Below are 13,970 nucleotides of genomic sequence, written 5' to 3'. Positions count from 1 at the left end.
GGCGCGGTGTTCGCGGCCGGTCGGGGTTTCGAGGGGGAAGCCCTCGCGGATCCAGTACTCGATGCCGCCGATCATCTCCTTGACGTGGTAGCCCAGCTGGGCGAGGGCGTGGGCCGCGCGGGTGGCGCCGTTGCAGCCCGGGCCCCAGCAGTACGTGACGACGGGGATCGCCGGGTCCAGCAGGATGGCGGCGCGGGCCGGGATGTCGGCGGTGGGCAGGTGCAGCGCGCCCGGCACGTGGCCCTGCTCCCAGCCGGAGGCGGCGCGCGAGTCGACGAGGACGAAGCCCGGGGCACCGGACTCCAGCGAGGCGTGCACGTCGGAGACGTCCGTCTGGTACGTGAGGCGGGCGGCGAAGAAGGCCGCGGCCTCGGCCGGGGCCGCAGGGGGCACCCGCAGCACCGGGCTGGGGGAGATTCCGGTGGCGGCGGGGACGCCGGTCTCCGGGCTGCCCGGTGTCGCGGTGCCTGTCTCGGGAGCGCCGGCCAGGGCGGATGGGGGGGTTGCGGTCATGGGGAGAGGCTATGGGGGTGGGCCCCGCGGCTGAAGAGGGCTTCAACGGTCATTCCGGACGATAACCGGGGATTTCATGGTAAACATCGGTAATGGCCGGTGTTTCGTTGGATGAGACGGATATGCGGATTCTGGAGGCGCTGCAGCGGGACGGGAGGGCCAGCTACGCGGAGCTCGCCCGTACCGTCTCCATGTCGGCCAGTGCCGTCACCGAGCGGGTGCGGCGGCTGGAGGAGAGCGGGGTCATCAGCGGTTACTCCGCCGTCGTCGATCCCGAACGGCTCGGGCTCGGCATCCTGGCGTTCGTACGGCTGCGTTACCCGACGGGCAACTACCGGCCCTTCCACGATCTGATCGCCACCACGCCCGAGATCCTGGAGGCCCACCACGTGACCGGCGAGGACTGTTTCGTGCTGAAGGTCCTCGCCGGGTCCATGCGCCACCTGGAACAGGTCACCGGCCGGATCGCCGGGCTGGGCTCCGTCACGACCAGCGTCGTCTACTCCAGCCCGCTGCCGAACCGGGCCATCACGACGCACGGCGTCACAGGCTGAACCGCGGCGCGGACGGCCGCAGGACGGCCGTCCGCGGGGTGACGGGCCACAGGGCGGCCAGGTCGTCGGCCAGGGTGGCGACGAGGGCGGCGACGTCCTGCCGGGCCGAGGCGTGCAGGGCCTCGGCGACGACGAGGACGTCCGTGGTGGTGTCGCGGACGGCGGACAGGCCGCTCTGGCGGTGGGTCCAGCGGCGGGCGTGCGCCCGGCCCTCGGCGTCCGCGAAGATCACCTCGCCGGGCGGGGGCCGCTCCGTCTCCCCCGAGAAGGTCACGTACGTCTCGTCGCCCGTGGCGTGGCGGATCTCCAGGTGACCGGCGACCTGGTCGAGGTCGAACACCGCCACCGGGATCGCGTACGCGATGGAGACGGCGTTGCAGAGGTCGATCAGGGGGTGGAGACGCGGGAGCTCGCGTTCCTTCCTGAAGCGGCGCAGGAGCGACTCCGACGCGCACCTGTACTGCGTCGGCTTGAGCCCCATCCGGGTGAACGCCCGCCGCCACGCCTGGATCTCCGGCAGCTCGCTCTCGGAGGCGGCGCCGGCCAGCCTGGCCGCGGCCGTCTCGGTGTGGCGGGCGATCCGGTCGTCCGGGGAGGCGTCCTTCGAGACGCCCCGCACGTGCAGGACCCCTGGCACGAGGTCGGGGAAGTCGCGCCAGATGTCGTCGGAATGCTGGAGGTGCATGGGCCTCACTCCGCGATGGGACGTCCGGATCGTCGTCGGAAGCCTACAGCGCCGTAGGTCGCGAAGGTCGCCGTCGTGAGGATCGCCGCCACGAGGAGCGGGCGGGCGCCGGCCGTCAGGCCGCCCAGAACGGCCACGCCCAGGGTCGCGCCCACCTGGCGGGCGGCGTTCAGCACACCTCCGGCCGTGCCCGCCGTGCCGGGCGGGGCGCTCGCGACCATGCCGGCCATCAGGGCGGGCAGGCAGAGCGACAGGCCGCACCCGATCATGATCAGCCACCCGAGCAGCAGGCCCTCGGCGAGCGCCGCCCCGGCCAGGCCGGCGGCGAGCAACGCGAGGCCGGCCAGGATCGGCGGTCGGGCGCCGTGGCGGGCCACGACGCGGCCGGTCAGGACGGGGTTCACGACCATGGGGACGGTCAGGGGGAGGAACGCCAGGCCCGTCTGCATGGGGGTGAGGTGGCGGGTGTCCTGGAGCAGGAGAGTCAGGACGAACAGGGCGCCGGAGAAGGCGAAGTTGGCCACCGCCCCGGCCAGCAGCTCGGGCCACGTCGCGGCGAGCAGTCCCGGTGGGACGGCCGGGCCGCGGGTCCTGCCGGCGAACGTCGAAGCCGGGGTGATGAGAGCGGCGAGGGCGATCAGGGAGAGCAGGGCGGCGGGGAGGGAGGAGTCGGTCAGGGCTTCGGCGAGCAGGCCGAGGAAGGCGCACGTCAGGGCCTGGGCGTACCAGTCGACGCGGCGGGCGCCGCGCGGCGAGCGGATGCCGCGGACGGCCACGAGGCTGACGAGGGCGAGGGGCGGGTTGAGGAGGAAGACGGCGCGCCAGCCGTACAGATCGACCAGGAGACCGCCCAGGAGGGGGCCCGCCGCCAGGGCCACGCCCGTGATCGCGGCCCACGCGCCGGTCGCGCGGGCCCGCGCGGCCGGTGACGGGTACAGCTCGGCGAGCAGCCCGAGCGAGCCGCCGAGGCACAGCGCGCCCGCCACGCCGAGCAGGGCGCGCAGCACCACCAGCGCCCCCAGGTGCGGCGCCGCGGCGCTGAGCAGCGACAACGCCCCGAACGCCGCGACCCCGGCCCGGAACACCCGGGCCGCCCCGTACCGGTCGGCCACCGCTCCCCCGGCCAGGAGACAGGCGGCGAAGGCGACCGTGTAGGCGTTGACCGCCCACTGCTGGCCCGCCACCGAGCCGCCGAGCGAGGCCCTCAGGTCCGGGAGCGCGATCGTGAGCACGGTCGTGTCCAGGAGCACGAGGAAGTAGGCGAGGGAGAATCCGGCTAGCTTCATGGGGCTCAGCCTGCGGAAACGCGACGGTCCGGCTCAACAGCCGCGGCCGCATGGGGCGTTCGGGACGACCGTATGCTGAGGCGCGTGGAGTTGCGCCATTTGCAGGTGTTCGTGGCGGTCGCGCGGGCCGGGACCGTGACGGGGGCGGCCAACGTGCTGGAGCTCGCGCCCGCCTCGGTGTCGGAGCAGATCCGGCGGCTGGAGGACGGCCTGGGTGTCACGCTGTTCGACCGGACGCCGCGCGGGATGCGCCTGACCGCGCCGGGGGACGCGCTGCTGGAGCGGGCGCAGGGGCTGCTCGACCACGCCGACGAGGTACGCAGGGCCGTCACTGGTCAGCGGCGGCGCGTCACCGTGGGCGCGCTGGAGACGCTGGCCGCCACCCGGCTGCCCGCCGTGGTGCGCCGCCTCGCCGAACGCCGTCCCGACCTCGACGTGGACGTACGGACGCTGAACCGCGGGGAGCTGCTGGCCGCGGTCGCGGACGGCGAGGTGGACGCGGCGCTGCTGCTCGACGCCGGGATGCGGATCGGCACGCTCGGGTTCAGCCCGCCGGCCGGGCTCGACTTCCTGGACGTGGGCGAGGTGGCGCTGCGGCTGGTCGCGGCCCCGGGCGGCGACGCGCGTACGCTGCTCGTCTCGCCGCCGGAGTGCTCCATCCGGATGGCGGTGGAGCGGATGTTCGCGGCGGACGTGCCCAGGCGGGAGCTGACCAGCATCTCCACCGCCCGCGAGTGGGCCAGGCAGGGCCTCGGGAGGTCGCTGCTGCCCGACTTCGCCGTGGACGCCGACCTCGCCTCGGGCACGCTGGTGAGCGTCGCCCCGGCCCGCCCCGACGGTCGGCTGTCGCAGGCGCCCGTGCTGGCGTTGCGGCTGGTGTGGGCGCGGGGCCGGGAGGCGGCCCTGCGGGACGTGCTCTACGCGATGAGCGGCTGACGGACGGGAGGGAACGTCAGAGGACGCGGCTGAGGAACGCCTGCGTCCGCGGGCTGCTGGGATTGTCGAGCACGTCGGCCGGGGTGCCCGACTCCACCACGACGCCGCCGTCCATGAAGACCACGCGGTCGGCCACCTCGCGCGCGAACCCGATCTCGTGCGTCACCACGATCATCGTCAGCCCGTCCTCGGCCAGGCCCTTCATGGTGGCCAGCACCTCGCCGACGAGCTCGGGGTCGAGGGCGCTGGTGGGCTCGTCGAAGAGCATCAGCTTGGGCCGCATGGCCAGCGCCCGCGCGATGGCGACCCGCTGCTGCTGGCCGCCGGAGAGCTGACGCGGGTAGCTGCCCGCCTTGTCCTCCAGGCCGACGCGGCGCAGCAGCGCGTGCGCGCGTTCCCTGGCCTGCTCGCGCGGCTCGCCGCGGACGCCGACGGGCGCCTCGATGACGTTCTGCAACACGGTGAAGTGCGGGAACAGGTTGAACTGCTGGAAGACCATGCCGATCTCGCGGCGCTGGCGGGTGATCTCGCGCCTGCGCAGGTGGCGCACCTTCCCGCCGGACGCCTCGAACCCGATCAGCTCGCCGTCGACGAAGATGGCGCCGCCGTCGATGGTCTCCAGGTGGTTCACGCAGCGCAGGAACGTCGACTTGCCGGAGCCGGACGGCCCCAGGATGACGACGACCTCCCCCGGCTGCACTGCGAGGTCGATGCCCTTGAGCACCTCGAGGTGGCCGAAGTGCTTGCGCACGCCGCGGGCGTGGACCATGGGGACGCTCACGAGGGCACCTCCGGGGTGGGCATCGGACGGCGGCGGAAGGAGGTCACGAACGACCAGAAGCCCTGGGGCTGGTTCCTGGTGGCGCCGCGGGCGTAGTGGCGCTCGATGAACGACTGGCCGACGTACAGGATCGAGGTGATCACCAGGTACCAGACGCAGGCCACGATGAGCAGCGGGATGGTCTGGAAGGTGCGGTTGTAGATCGACTGCACGGTGTACAGCAGGTCGGCCAGCGCGATCACGCTGACCAGGGACGTGGCCTTGAGCATGCTGATCACCTGGCTGCCGGTGGGCGGGATGATGAACCGCATGGCCTGCGGCAGCACGATCCGGCGGAAGGTGCGGGCGCTGCTCATGCCGAGCGCCGAGGCGGCCTCGGTCTGGCCGGGGTCGACCGACATGAGTCCGCCGCGGATGATCTCCGCCATGTACGCGCCCTCGTTGAGCCCGAGGCCGAGGATGGCTGCGAGCAGCGGCGTGATGAGCACGTTGGTGTCGGCGCTGACGAACTCGGGGCCGAACGGGATGCCGAAGGAGATCTCCGGCAGCAGGTACGACAGGTTGTACCAGAGCACGAGCTGCACCAGCACCGGCGTTCCCCGGAAGAACCACACGTACAGGCCGCAGGCGGCCCGGGCGACGGGGTTCTCCGAGAGCCGTCCGACGGCCAGCAGCACGCCGAGCACCACGCCCACGAACATGGCGATGACGGTCAGCAGCAGCGTCGTCATGATGCCCTGGCCGATGATCTGCGCGTTCACGTAGCGGGCGACGACGTCCCACTGGAAGTTGGGGTTGGTGACGAGCAGGCTGACGAGCTGGGCGGCGAGCACGAGCAGCACGAGCGAGGCGACCCAGCGCAGCGGGTGGCGGGTGCGGGCGGCGCCCGCCACGTCGATCTCGGGCGGCTCTTTCATGACGCCGCCAGGTTGACACCGGCCTGGTCGAGCCCGTTGTCGGAGGTGCCCCACCTGGCCATGATCTGGTCGTAGGTGCCGTTGTCCATGAGCTTCTGGAAGGCGTCCTTGAGCACGTCGCGCAGCGGCGAGTCCTTGGCCACGACGGCGCCCTGGTAGAGGTCGTCGAAGCCGTTGGCCTGGCCCTTGCCGGCCAGCTCCAGCTTGCCGCCGGCCTGAGAGACGAAGTACGTCAGCGGCGCCTGGGAGGAGAAGAACGCGTCCGCCCGCCCGGAGCTGACCGCGAGCACGGAGGTCGGCTGGTCCTTGTACGACTGCACGCCGATCTTCGGCTTGCCCTCCTTCGCGCACGTCTCCGACTGCTTCTTGATCACGGCCTCGGCGGAGCCGCCGGCCATGACGGAGATCTTCAGGCCGCAGGTGTCGGCGACCGAGCCGATCCTGTCGGGGTTGCCCTTGGGCACCGCGAAGACGACGTACTCCTTGACCCAGTCGACGAAGTCGTTGGCCTTCTGCCGGTCGGGGAAGTCGCCCACGGGGCCGATGGCGAAGTCGTAGCGGCCGGAGGCGATGCCGGTGAGGGAGCTGGGCAGGCCGTCCACGGTGACGTGTTCGATCTTGACGCCGAGGATCTGGCCGAGGGCCTCCGACATGTCGGCGGAGGCGCCGGTCAACGACCGGCCGTCGGCCCCGGCGATCTCGTACGGCGGGAACGAGCCGTTGTTGACGGAGATCAGCTTGCCCGCCTGCTTCACCTTGTCGGGCAGCCGGTCGTACAGCGCCTGGTCCTTGACCTGGGCGGCGGCGCTCGCGCCGGTGGGCTGCTGGGAGTCCAGCACGCCCTCGGCCTCCTCGGGGTTGGCGCCGCAGCCGGCCAGCAGGAGTGCGCCGGCGAGCAGGGCGGCGCCGAGGATGCGGGGGTGGTCAGGCATGTCGCTCCAATCGCGGGTCCACGGCGAAGCGCCGGTTCTCGAGGACGGGCAGGGTGCGGCGGGCGCTCGCGAGCTCGTCGGCGGAGGCGTCCGACCACAGCAGCCCCGGCGCGTCGCCGAGGCGGGCGCGGGTGATGCCGAGCGGGTCGACGATCATGCTGGCGCCGATGTTGCGCCGGCCGCATTCGCCGGAGGCCGCCACGTAGCAGGTGTTCTCCAGGGCGCGGGCGGTCACCATGACCTCCCAGTGCCATTCCTTGGCCGGGCCGCGCACCCACGCGGCGGGCAGCGCGATCACCTGGGCGCCCTGGTCGGCCAGGAGCCTGGCCAGCTCGGGGAAGCGCACGTCGTAGCAGGTCATGAGGCCGACCTTCCAGCCGGCGCAGTCGATGACGACGGGCGGGTTGGCGCCGGGGACGACGTTGTCGGACTCGCGCCGGCCGAAGGCGTCGTACAGGTGGAGCTTGGTGTAGGTGGCGACGATCTCGCCGTCCCTGGCGGCCACCAGCACGTTGGAGACGCGGTCGTCGCCGGCGGGCACGTGCACCCCGGCGATCACGGTGGTGCTCGATCCGCGTGTGTGCTCGACCAGGCCGCTGACGAACGGCCCGTCCAGCGGCTGGGCGGCCTCGCGGATGCGGGCGGGCTCGTCCACGAAGAGCGCGAGCGCACCCTCGGGCAGGACCAGCAGGTCCGCGCCGCCCGCCACGGCGCCGTCGATCATCTCCCGGCAGGTCTTGAGGTTGGCGTCCCACTCCTGCGCGGAGGCGAACTGTCCTACGGCGATTCTCATGCGGCGAAGACCTCCTCGGTCGCGATGCGGCGGTTCGAGATTCCCTGGGCGTGCAGTTCCGCGCAGAAGGCGGCGATCATGGCGGCGTTCGGCGCGGCGCCGTACGGCATCCAGTCCTCGCCGAAGGTGCGGGCCGTCGCGGTCAGGTCGGCGAGCAGCCACGGCGTGGTGTCGGCGAGCAGCCGCCGTCGCGCCAGCCAGCGCCGCTTGGACCGCTCGAACAGGTCCTGGACGGCCTGCGGCAGCCACGGGTGGCGCTCGACGCTCTCGCGCTTGAGCGTCACCAGGTGGATGCCGGGCACGAAGCCGGTCTGCCGGTAGTAGTCCAGCTCGGCTGCCCGGTGGTCGGGCAGCAGGTGGCGGAGGCGGCTGTCGTCGGTGAAGAAGTCCGGCGGCATGAACGGCGTCATGATGGCGTCGTAACGGCCGTCCGCGAGGCCGTCGGCGAGGCCCTCGCCGGTCAGCGAGACGTTGTCGGGGAACGGCACGGGCCCGACGCGGTCCTTGCCGGTCTCGCCGGCGACGAGCGGGCCGACGGTCCAGGTGATGCCGCCGAGGTCGACGCCCGCGGCCCGCAGCAGCGCCCGCGTCCAGGTGTTGCCGGAGTCGGGCCAGCCGGTGAGGCCGATGCGGGCGCCCTTCAGCTCCTCCAGCGAGGTCAGCCCGCTGTCGCGGCGGACGAGCACGCAGCGGTGCCGGAAGCCGCGCATCACGAAGACGGGCAGGCCCACGAGCCGGTCGTCGCCCGCGGCGCGGCCGAGGACGTACCGGCTGAAGGAGGTCTCCCCGCCGTCGAGGCCGGGCTCGCTCAGGACGTCGGGCGTGACGGCACGCGAGTCGAGGTCCAGCTCGAACCCGTCGGGCCGGACGTCGCCCGTCTGCACGGGCACCAGGTGGTCCCAGTCCCGCAACGCCAGTCGAATCCGAATATTCGCCACAAACCCCCCAAACGACATTAGTTGCCGCGAATTGCGAAAAACCATATGTTCAGCCGGAAGAGCCACACAAGATGATCTTTGTTGCTGAACAAAGTTTTTCGAGGAGAACGAGTGGAAGCCGCCTGGCTGGCCGAGCGGATCGGCGACCCCAGCGCCCGCGGGATCGCGGCCGCCCTGACCGCGCTGATCAGGGAGGGCACGGTGACCGCGCAGACGCGGCTGCCGACCGTACGGGGGCTGGCCAGGGAGCTCGGCGTCAGCTCGGGCACCGTCGCGGAGGCGTGGGCCGAGCTGCGCAAGCACGGGATGATCAGGACCGAGCGCCGCCGCGGCACCGTCGTCCTCGGCCCGCCCGACGTGCCGCGCCCCATCCGGTACGAGCGCATCGGCCACTTCGGCGACCGCCTGGCCATCGACCTGGCGATCGCCTCACCGGACGCCGCCCTGCTGCCGCCGCTGGAGGCCGCGCTGGTCGCCGCCGCCGGGGCCGACGGGCTCAACGACTACACCCGCGAGACGATCACGCCCCGGCTGCGCGCGGCCGTCGAGCCGCACTGGCCGTTCCCGGCGCGGGGCTGGCTCGCGGTGGGCGGCGGGTACGAGGGCGTGCAGTTGTTGTGCCAGACGACGGCGCTGCCGGGCGACCGGATCGCGATCGAGGAGCCGACGGCCGCGCGACTGCTGGACATCCTGGAGACGATCGGCGTGCAGATCATCCCGGTCGCCTGCGACCAGGACGGGCCCGTGCCCGCCGCGCTGGCCAGGGCGCTGCGGGCACGGCCGGTGGCGTTCGTCTACCAGCCGCGCGGGCAGTCGCCGTGCGGCCACGCCGTGACGCCCGAGCGCTCGGCCGAGCTGGCGGCGCTGCTGGAGCGGTCGGCGACGCTCATCGTGGAGGACGACGGCATCGGCGAGCTGTCGGTCTCGCCGACGGTGAGCCTGGGGACCCGGTTCCCCGACCGTACGGTGCTGGTGCGGTCGTACTCGAAGTCGCACGGGCCCGACCTGCGCATCGCGGTCGTCGGGGGTGCGGCCGACGCGGTCGAGCGGGTGCGCGTGCTGCGCAGCTTCGGCACCGGCTGGACCAGCAGGATCCTCCAGGACACCCTGGCGCATCTGCTGGGCGACCCCGAGGTGCGCGAGCGCGTCGGGCACGCCCGCGAGGTCTACGCGGCGCGGCGCGCCCGGCTGGCCGCGGAGCTGGCGGCCCGCGGCGTGCCCACGGGCGGCAGGGACGGCCTGGTGTTGTGGGTGCCGGTGCGCGACGAGCCCGCGGCGCTGGTCACGCTGGCCGCGCACGGCATCTCGGTCGCGCCCGGCAGCCGTTACGTGGTCGAGCCGGCCTCCCGGCACCACCTGCGGCTGGCCACGGCCCGGCTCACCGACGACCCGGACGAGCTGGCCGCGCTGGCGGACGTGATCGCGCTGGCCGCCACGGGCGGTCCCGGGGTCAGCGCCGCGCCCTGATGCCGGTGATGCGGCGCAGCACGTCCCACCAGAACGGCGCCCCGAACAGCAGCGCCACGTACGTCAGCAGGAATCCGGGCCAGTGGCTGGGCGTGCTGACGCGGTCCCACCACGCGCCGCCGTTCCAGTGGACGCTGGGCTCGCCCTGCTCGGGGATCGACAGACTGACCAGCGCCTGGTCCATCATCTCGACCAGCGCGGGCGTGCTGAGCGTCTCGGTGACGCACGCCATCGGGTCCTCGCCCGCGCACCGCGCCCGCAGCTCGGCGTACGCCTCGGGGCCCGCGTCGGCGACGGCGGTCACGGAGGCGCGGAAGGCGTTGTCACGCAGCAGCGTCTTGGCGTACTCCAGGCCGTCCATGGAGAACAGCAGCGTCACCACGGCGGCGAGCACGGCGACGACCCACTTGACGTAGCGCCTGTAGAGCATGGACAGGCGCTGCATCTCGCCGTCGAACCAGGTCTCGACGCCCTTGGTGAACCGCTCGAGGTCGCGCTGCGCCGACTCCCAGACGCCCTTGAGCGGGCCGTACAGCGGGCTGCCGATCTGGTGGAGGCGGCCCAGGAAGCCCTCGACGTCGCCGTCGCGGGCGGTGGCCAGCTCCATCACGGCGACCGCGAACCTGGCGGGCGGGATGTCGGCGATGCTGGTGCGGCCCCGTTTGGCGTGGTCGATCTCGCGGACCCGCTCGTACAGCAGGTTGATCATCGAGTCGCCGGCCCCGGTCTCGGGCACCGGCGCCGGCTGCGCGGGCGCGGGCAGCGCGTTGTGCCGGGGACGGGGATCGCGCACGAACGGCAGCGCCTTGAACACGTCGAGCACGCCGGCCGGCAGCCACGACCCGGCCTTTTCGTCTGCGCCGTCCATGGTGTCGCGGAGGTAGGCCCACAGGAACTTGCTGCGGATGGCCAGCAACCGGACGAACGCCTCGTTCAGCCCGCTCACCAGCAGCGACAGCAGCAGGAACGACACCACGAGCCCGAGGGCCAGATCCACGTAAATGGATAACACCGCGCATTCATACACCCACGCGGCGTGGCGCCGCAACGATCAGCCGCACGATCAGCCGCGTAGAAGACCAGCCGCACGATCAGTCGCCGTAGAAGACGCGCTCCACCACCCGGCGGGCCCGGCGGGTGACCCGGCGGTAGTCGTCGAGGAAGTCCTCCGAGCCGTCGGGCGGGTAGCCGAGCGTCCGCGCGATCAGCTTGCGCTCCGCCGAGTCGCGCGGCACGCTGTCGCCCGGCCGGCCCTTGACCAGCATGATCGCGTCTCTGATGCGGGAGGCGAAGCGCCACGCCTCGGCCAGCACCGCCTCGTCGGCCGGGGCGAGCAGTTCCTCGGCCACGGCCGCGCGCAGGGCGTCGAGCGTACGGGTGGTGCGCAGCGCCGGCACCGTGCCGGCGTGGCGCAGCTGCAGCAGCTGGGCCACCCACTCCACGTCGGACAGCCCGCCCGGCCCCAGCTTGGTGTGCAGGGCGGGGTCGGCGCCGCGTGGCAGGCGTTCGGCCTCCATGCGGGCCTTGAGCCGCCTGATCTCCCTGACCGCGTCGTCGGGCAGCCCGCCGTGCGGATAGCGCAGCTCGTCGACCATCTCGGTGAACGCCGCCCCCAGCTCGGCGTCGCCGGCCGAGAACCGGGCGCGCAGCAGTGCCTGCGACTCCCACGGCGACGACCAGCGCGCGTAGTAGGCGCGGTAGGAGGCGAGCGTGCGCACCAGCGGCCCCTGCCGGCCCTCGGGACGCAGGTCGGGGTCGATGATGAGCGGCGGGTCGGGCGCGGGCAGCGACAGCAGCCGGCGCAGCTCGTTGGCCACCGCGTACGCGGCGTTCGTGGCCTCGCGCTCGTCGGCCCCCGGCCGCGGCGCGTGGACGAACATCACGTCGGCGTCGCTGGCGTACGAGCACTCCATGCCGCCGAGCCGCCCCATGGCGATGATCGCGAACGAGGTGACGTCGCCGGCCTTGCTGAGGGCGGCGTCGAGCGCGGCCTGCAGGGTGACGTCGGCGATCTGCGACAGCGCGGTCCCGACGGTCTCGATGTCGATGAGCCCGGAGATGTCGGCCACGGCGGTGCGGAACAGCTCCCTGCGCCGCAGCCCGCGCACGGCGGTGACGGCCGTCTCCGGGTTTCCCGCGTGCCGTGACACCGCCGCCGACGCCTCGCCGAGCAGCGACTCCGGCGGGCGTACGGCCAGCTCGTCGTCGGAGCCGAGCATGGCGACCGCCTCGGGGGCGTGCATGAGCAGGCCGGTGGCGTAGCGGCTGGTGCCGAGGACGCGGGCCATCCGGGCGGCGACGGCGGTCTCGTCGCGCAGCAGCCGCAGATACCACGGCGTGCTGCCGAGCCTGTCGCTGACCTGCCGGAACCCCAGCAGGGCGGCGTCCGGGTCGGGTGTGTCGGCGAACCAGCCGAGCATGACCGGCAGCAGCGTGCGCTGGATCGCGGCCCGCCGCGACACCCCCGTGGTCAGGCCCGCGAGGTGGCGCAGCGCGCCCGTCGGGTCGACGTAGCCGAGGGCCTCCAGCCGGGCCTCCGCGGCCTTGGGCGACAGGCGCGCCTCCGACTCGGGCAGCCGCGCCACGGCCTGCAGCAGCGGCCGGTAGAACAGCTTCTCGTGCAGCCGCCGCGCCTCCATCGCGTGGCGCCGCCAGCGGGCGGTGAACTCCCCCACCGGGTCGGCCTGCATGCCGAGCGCGCGGCCCAGCCGGCGCAGGTCGGCCTCGTCGGTGGGCACCAGGTGGGTGCGCCGCAGCCGGTGGAGCTGCAGCAGGTGCTCGACCTGGCGCAGGAACGCGTACGCCTCCGCGAGGCTCCTGGAGTCGTCGCGCCCGACGTAACCGCCCCGGGAGAGCGCGGCCAGCGCCGGGAGGGTGGCCCTGCGGCGCAGCAGCGGGTCGAGCCGCCCGTGCACGAGCTGCAGCAGCTGCACCGCGAACTCGATGTCGCGCAGCCCGCCGGGGCCCAGCTTGAGCTGCCGATCCCCCTCGGCGCGCACGTGCGCCTCGACCCGGCGGCGCATGGCCTGCACGTCCTCGACGAAGTCCTCGCGGGTGGCCGCCGACCAGACCAGCTCGTTGACGGCCTCGACGTACGCGGCGCCGAGCTCCAGGTCGCCCGCCACCGGACGGGCCTTGAGCAGTGCCTGGAACTCCCACGTCTTGGCCCAGCGGCGGTAGTAGGCGAGGTGGCTGGCGAGCGTGCGCACGAGCGGCCCGGAGCGGCCCTCCGGGCGCAGCCCGGCGTCCACCTCCCACAGCGAGCCCTCGGAGGTGGTCGCGGTGCAGGCGCGCGTCATGGCCTGGGCGAGCCGGGTGGCCGCGCGCAGCGCCTTGTCCTCGTCGGCTCCCTCGCGCGGCTCGGCCACGAAGATCACGTCGACGTCGCTGATGTAGTTGAGCTCCCTGGCGCCGCACTTGCCCATCCCGATGACCGCGAACCGCACGTCGGCGGCCTCCACCTCGGTGCGGGCGACGGCCAGGGCGGCCTCCAGGGCGGCCCCCGCGAGGTCGGACAGCTCGGACATGACCTCCGCCAGCGCGGTCTGCCCGGTCAGGTCGCGGGCGGCCAGGTGGAGCAGCCGGCCGCGGTAGGCCACGCGCAGCGCCACCAGCGGGTCGGGGGCGGTGGCGCGCGGCTCGTCGTCGGCGGGCTCGGCTCCGACGGCGCGCAGCAGCTCGGCCCGGGCGTCGCCGGGCCGAGGCTCGGCCAGCAGGGCCACCTGGCCGGGGTGGCGTACGAGGTGCTCGCCGAGCGCGGCGCTGACGCCGAGGACGGCGAAGAGCCTGGCGCGCAGCCCCGGATCGCGGCGGATCGTGCCGAGCACGGCCGGCTCGCGCTCGGCCAGGCGGATCAGCGAGACCAGCGCGAGGTCGGGGTCGGCCACGTCTACCAGGGCGTCCAGGACATCGTCCAGATCCTCCCCCGACTGACGGACGAGCTGAGCGGCCCTGGCTCCGTCGGCGAAGCCGAGCTTGGCGAACCTGGCCGCGGTGGATTCGATCCTGGGCACCCCTCCATCTTGACAGCCCTCTCCCGATCGGCCACGCCATCCCTTACCATTACGACGCAACGTTGCGTTGTACTCTCTCGCGGGAGGACCAGGGATGAACCGCATTCGCCGGTGGCACCCGGCACGGCAGCCTGCGCCGGCGGGGCGGGTTCCGG

At 73.3% G+C, this 13,970-nt stretch carries 13 protein-coding genes; 3 read left to right on the top strand and 10 right to left on the bottom strand.

What is annotated here, in order from left to right:
* Window positions 1-513, bottom strand: a 513-nt coding sequence (locus C1J01_RS37680; protein ID WP_111183747.1) for a rhodanese-like domain-containing protein, incomplete at its 3' end; no start/stop codon positions are given.
* Between the two features lie 92 nt (window positions 514-605).
* Between C1J01_RS37680 and C1J01_RS37675 the strand changes: the two genes are divergently transcribed.
* Window positions 606-1,067: an Lrp/AsnC family transcriptional regulator gene (locus C1J01_RS37675; RefSeq protein ID WP_111183746.1), complete on the top strand. Its 462-nt coding sequence runs from the start codon at window positions 606-608 to the stop codon at window positions 1,065-1,067.
* Here the strand turns inward: C1J01_RS37675 and C1J01_RS37670 are convergent.
* Window positions 1,057-1,752, bottom strand: a complete 696-nt coding sequence (locus C1J01_RS37670; protein ID WP_111183745.1) for a B3/B4 domain-containing protein — start codon at window positions 1,750-1,752, stop codon at window positions 1,057-1,059. The two genes, C1J01_RS37675 and C1J01_RS37670, sit on opposite strands and share 11 nt — an antisense overlap.
* A 5-nt stretch (window positions 1,753-1,757) precedes the next feature.
* Complete coding sequence (locus tag C1J01_RS37665) at window positions 1,758-3,038, bottom strand: MFS transporter (protein ID WP_181449191.1); 1,281 nt, start codon at window positions 3,036-3,038, stop codon at window positions 1,758-1,760.
* Between the two features lie 84 nt (window positions 3,039-3,122).
* Between C1J01_RS37665 and C1J01_RS37660 the strand changes: the two genes are divergently transcribed.
* A complete protein-coding gene (locus C1J01_RS37660; protein WP_111183744.1) occupies window positions 3,123-3,974 on the top strand; it encodes a LysR family transcriptional regulator in 852 nt (283 codons plus the stop codon).
* Window positions 3,975-3,990: 16 nt separating this feature from the next.
* Here the strand turns inward: C1J01_RS37660 and C1J01_RS37655 are convergent, their stop codons facing one another.
* Genes C1J01_RS37655 through C1J01_RS37635 form a run of 5 tightly spaced genes read right to left on the bottom strand, consistent with a single transcriptional unit; the run spans window position 3,991 to window position 8,308 of the window.
* Window positions 3,991-4,743: an amino acid ABC transporter ATP-binding protein gene (locus C1J01_RS37655; protein ID WP_111183743.1), complete on the bottom strand. Its 753-nt coding sequence runs from the start codon at window positions 4,741-4,743 to the stop codon at window positions 3,991-3,993.
* A gap of 8 nt (window positions 4,744-4,751) precedes the next feature.
* Window positions 4,752-5,672 (bottom strand): amino acid ABC transporter permease, encoded by a 921-nt coding sequence (locus C1J01_RS37650; RefSeq protein WP_111183742.1) that lies wholly within the window; start codon window positions 5,670-5,672, stop codon window positions 4,752-4,754.
* On the bottom strand, window positions 5,669-6,604 hold the full coding sequence (locus C1J01_RS37645; RefSeq protein WP_111183741.1) for an ABC transporter substrate-binding protein: 936 nt from the start codon (window positions 6,602-6,604) through the stop codon (window positions 5,669-5,671). Before C1J01_RS37645 ends, C1J01_RS37650 begins: the two co-directional genes overlap by 4 nt.
* A complete protein-coding gene (locus C1J01_RS37640) occupies window positions 6,597-7,397 on the bottom strand; it encodes a deaminated glutathione amidase (protein WP_111183740.1) in 801 nt (266 codons plus the stop codon). The genes C1J01_RS37645 and C1J01_RS37640 overlap by 8 nt, the downstream gene beginning before the upstream one ends.
* A complete protein-coding gene (locus C1J01_RS37635) occupies window positions 7,394-8,308 on the bottom strand; it encodes a substrate-binding domain-containing protein (RefSeq protein ID WP_220040281.1) in 915 nt (304 codons plus the stop codon). Before C1J01_RS37635 ends, C1J01_RS37640 begins: the two co-directional genes overlap by 4 nt.
* A 138-nt stretch (window positions 8,309-8,446) precedes the next feature.
* On the opposite strand from C1J01_RS37635, the gene C1J01_RS37630 reads away from it, so the two are divergent.
* Entirely contained in the window at window positions 8,447-9,802 is a 1,356-nt protein-coding gene (locus C1J01_RS37630) for an aminotransferase class I/II-fold pyridoxal phosphate-dependent enzyme (protein WP_111183738.1), read from the top strand.
* Here the strand turns inward: C1J01_RS37630 and C1J01_RS37625 are convergent.
* Window positions 9,786-10,814 carry a hypothetical protein gene (locus C1J01_RS37625; protein WP_111183737.1) on the bottom strand — a complete coding sequence of 343 codons (1,029 nt, stop codon included), beginning with the start codon at window positions 10,812-10,814 and terminating at the stop codon, window positions 9,786-9,788. The genes C1J01_RS37630 and C1J01_RS37625 overlap by 17 nt on opposite strands.
* A gap of 79 nt (window positions 10,815-10,893) precedes the next feature.
* Window positions 10,894-13,815 carry a bifunctional [glutamine synthetase] adenylyltransferase/[glutamine synthetase]-adenylyl-L-tyrosine phosphorylase gene (locus tag C1J01_RS37620; protein WP_235854928.1) on the bottom strand — a complete coding sequence of 974 codons (2,922 nt, stop codon included), beginning with the start codon at window positions 13,813-13,815 and terminating at the stop codon, window positions 10,894-10,896.
* Between the last annotated feature and the right edge of the window lie 155 nt (window positions 13,816-13,970).

It is taken from the genome of Nonomuraea aridisoli (genome assembly GCF_003236395.1).
GTDB lineage: Bacteria > Actinomycetota > Actinomycetes > Streptosporangiales > Streptosporangiaceae > Nonomuraea > Nonomuraea aridisoli.
The sequence above is the reverse complement of the archived record's forward strand: the minus strand, read 5'-3'. Positions and strand labels throughout refer to the sequence as shown.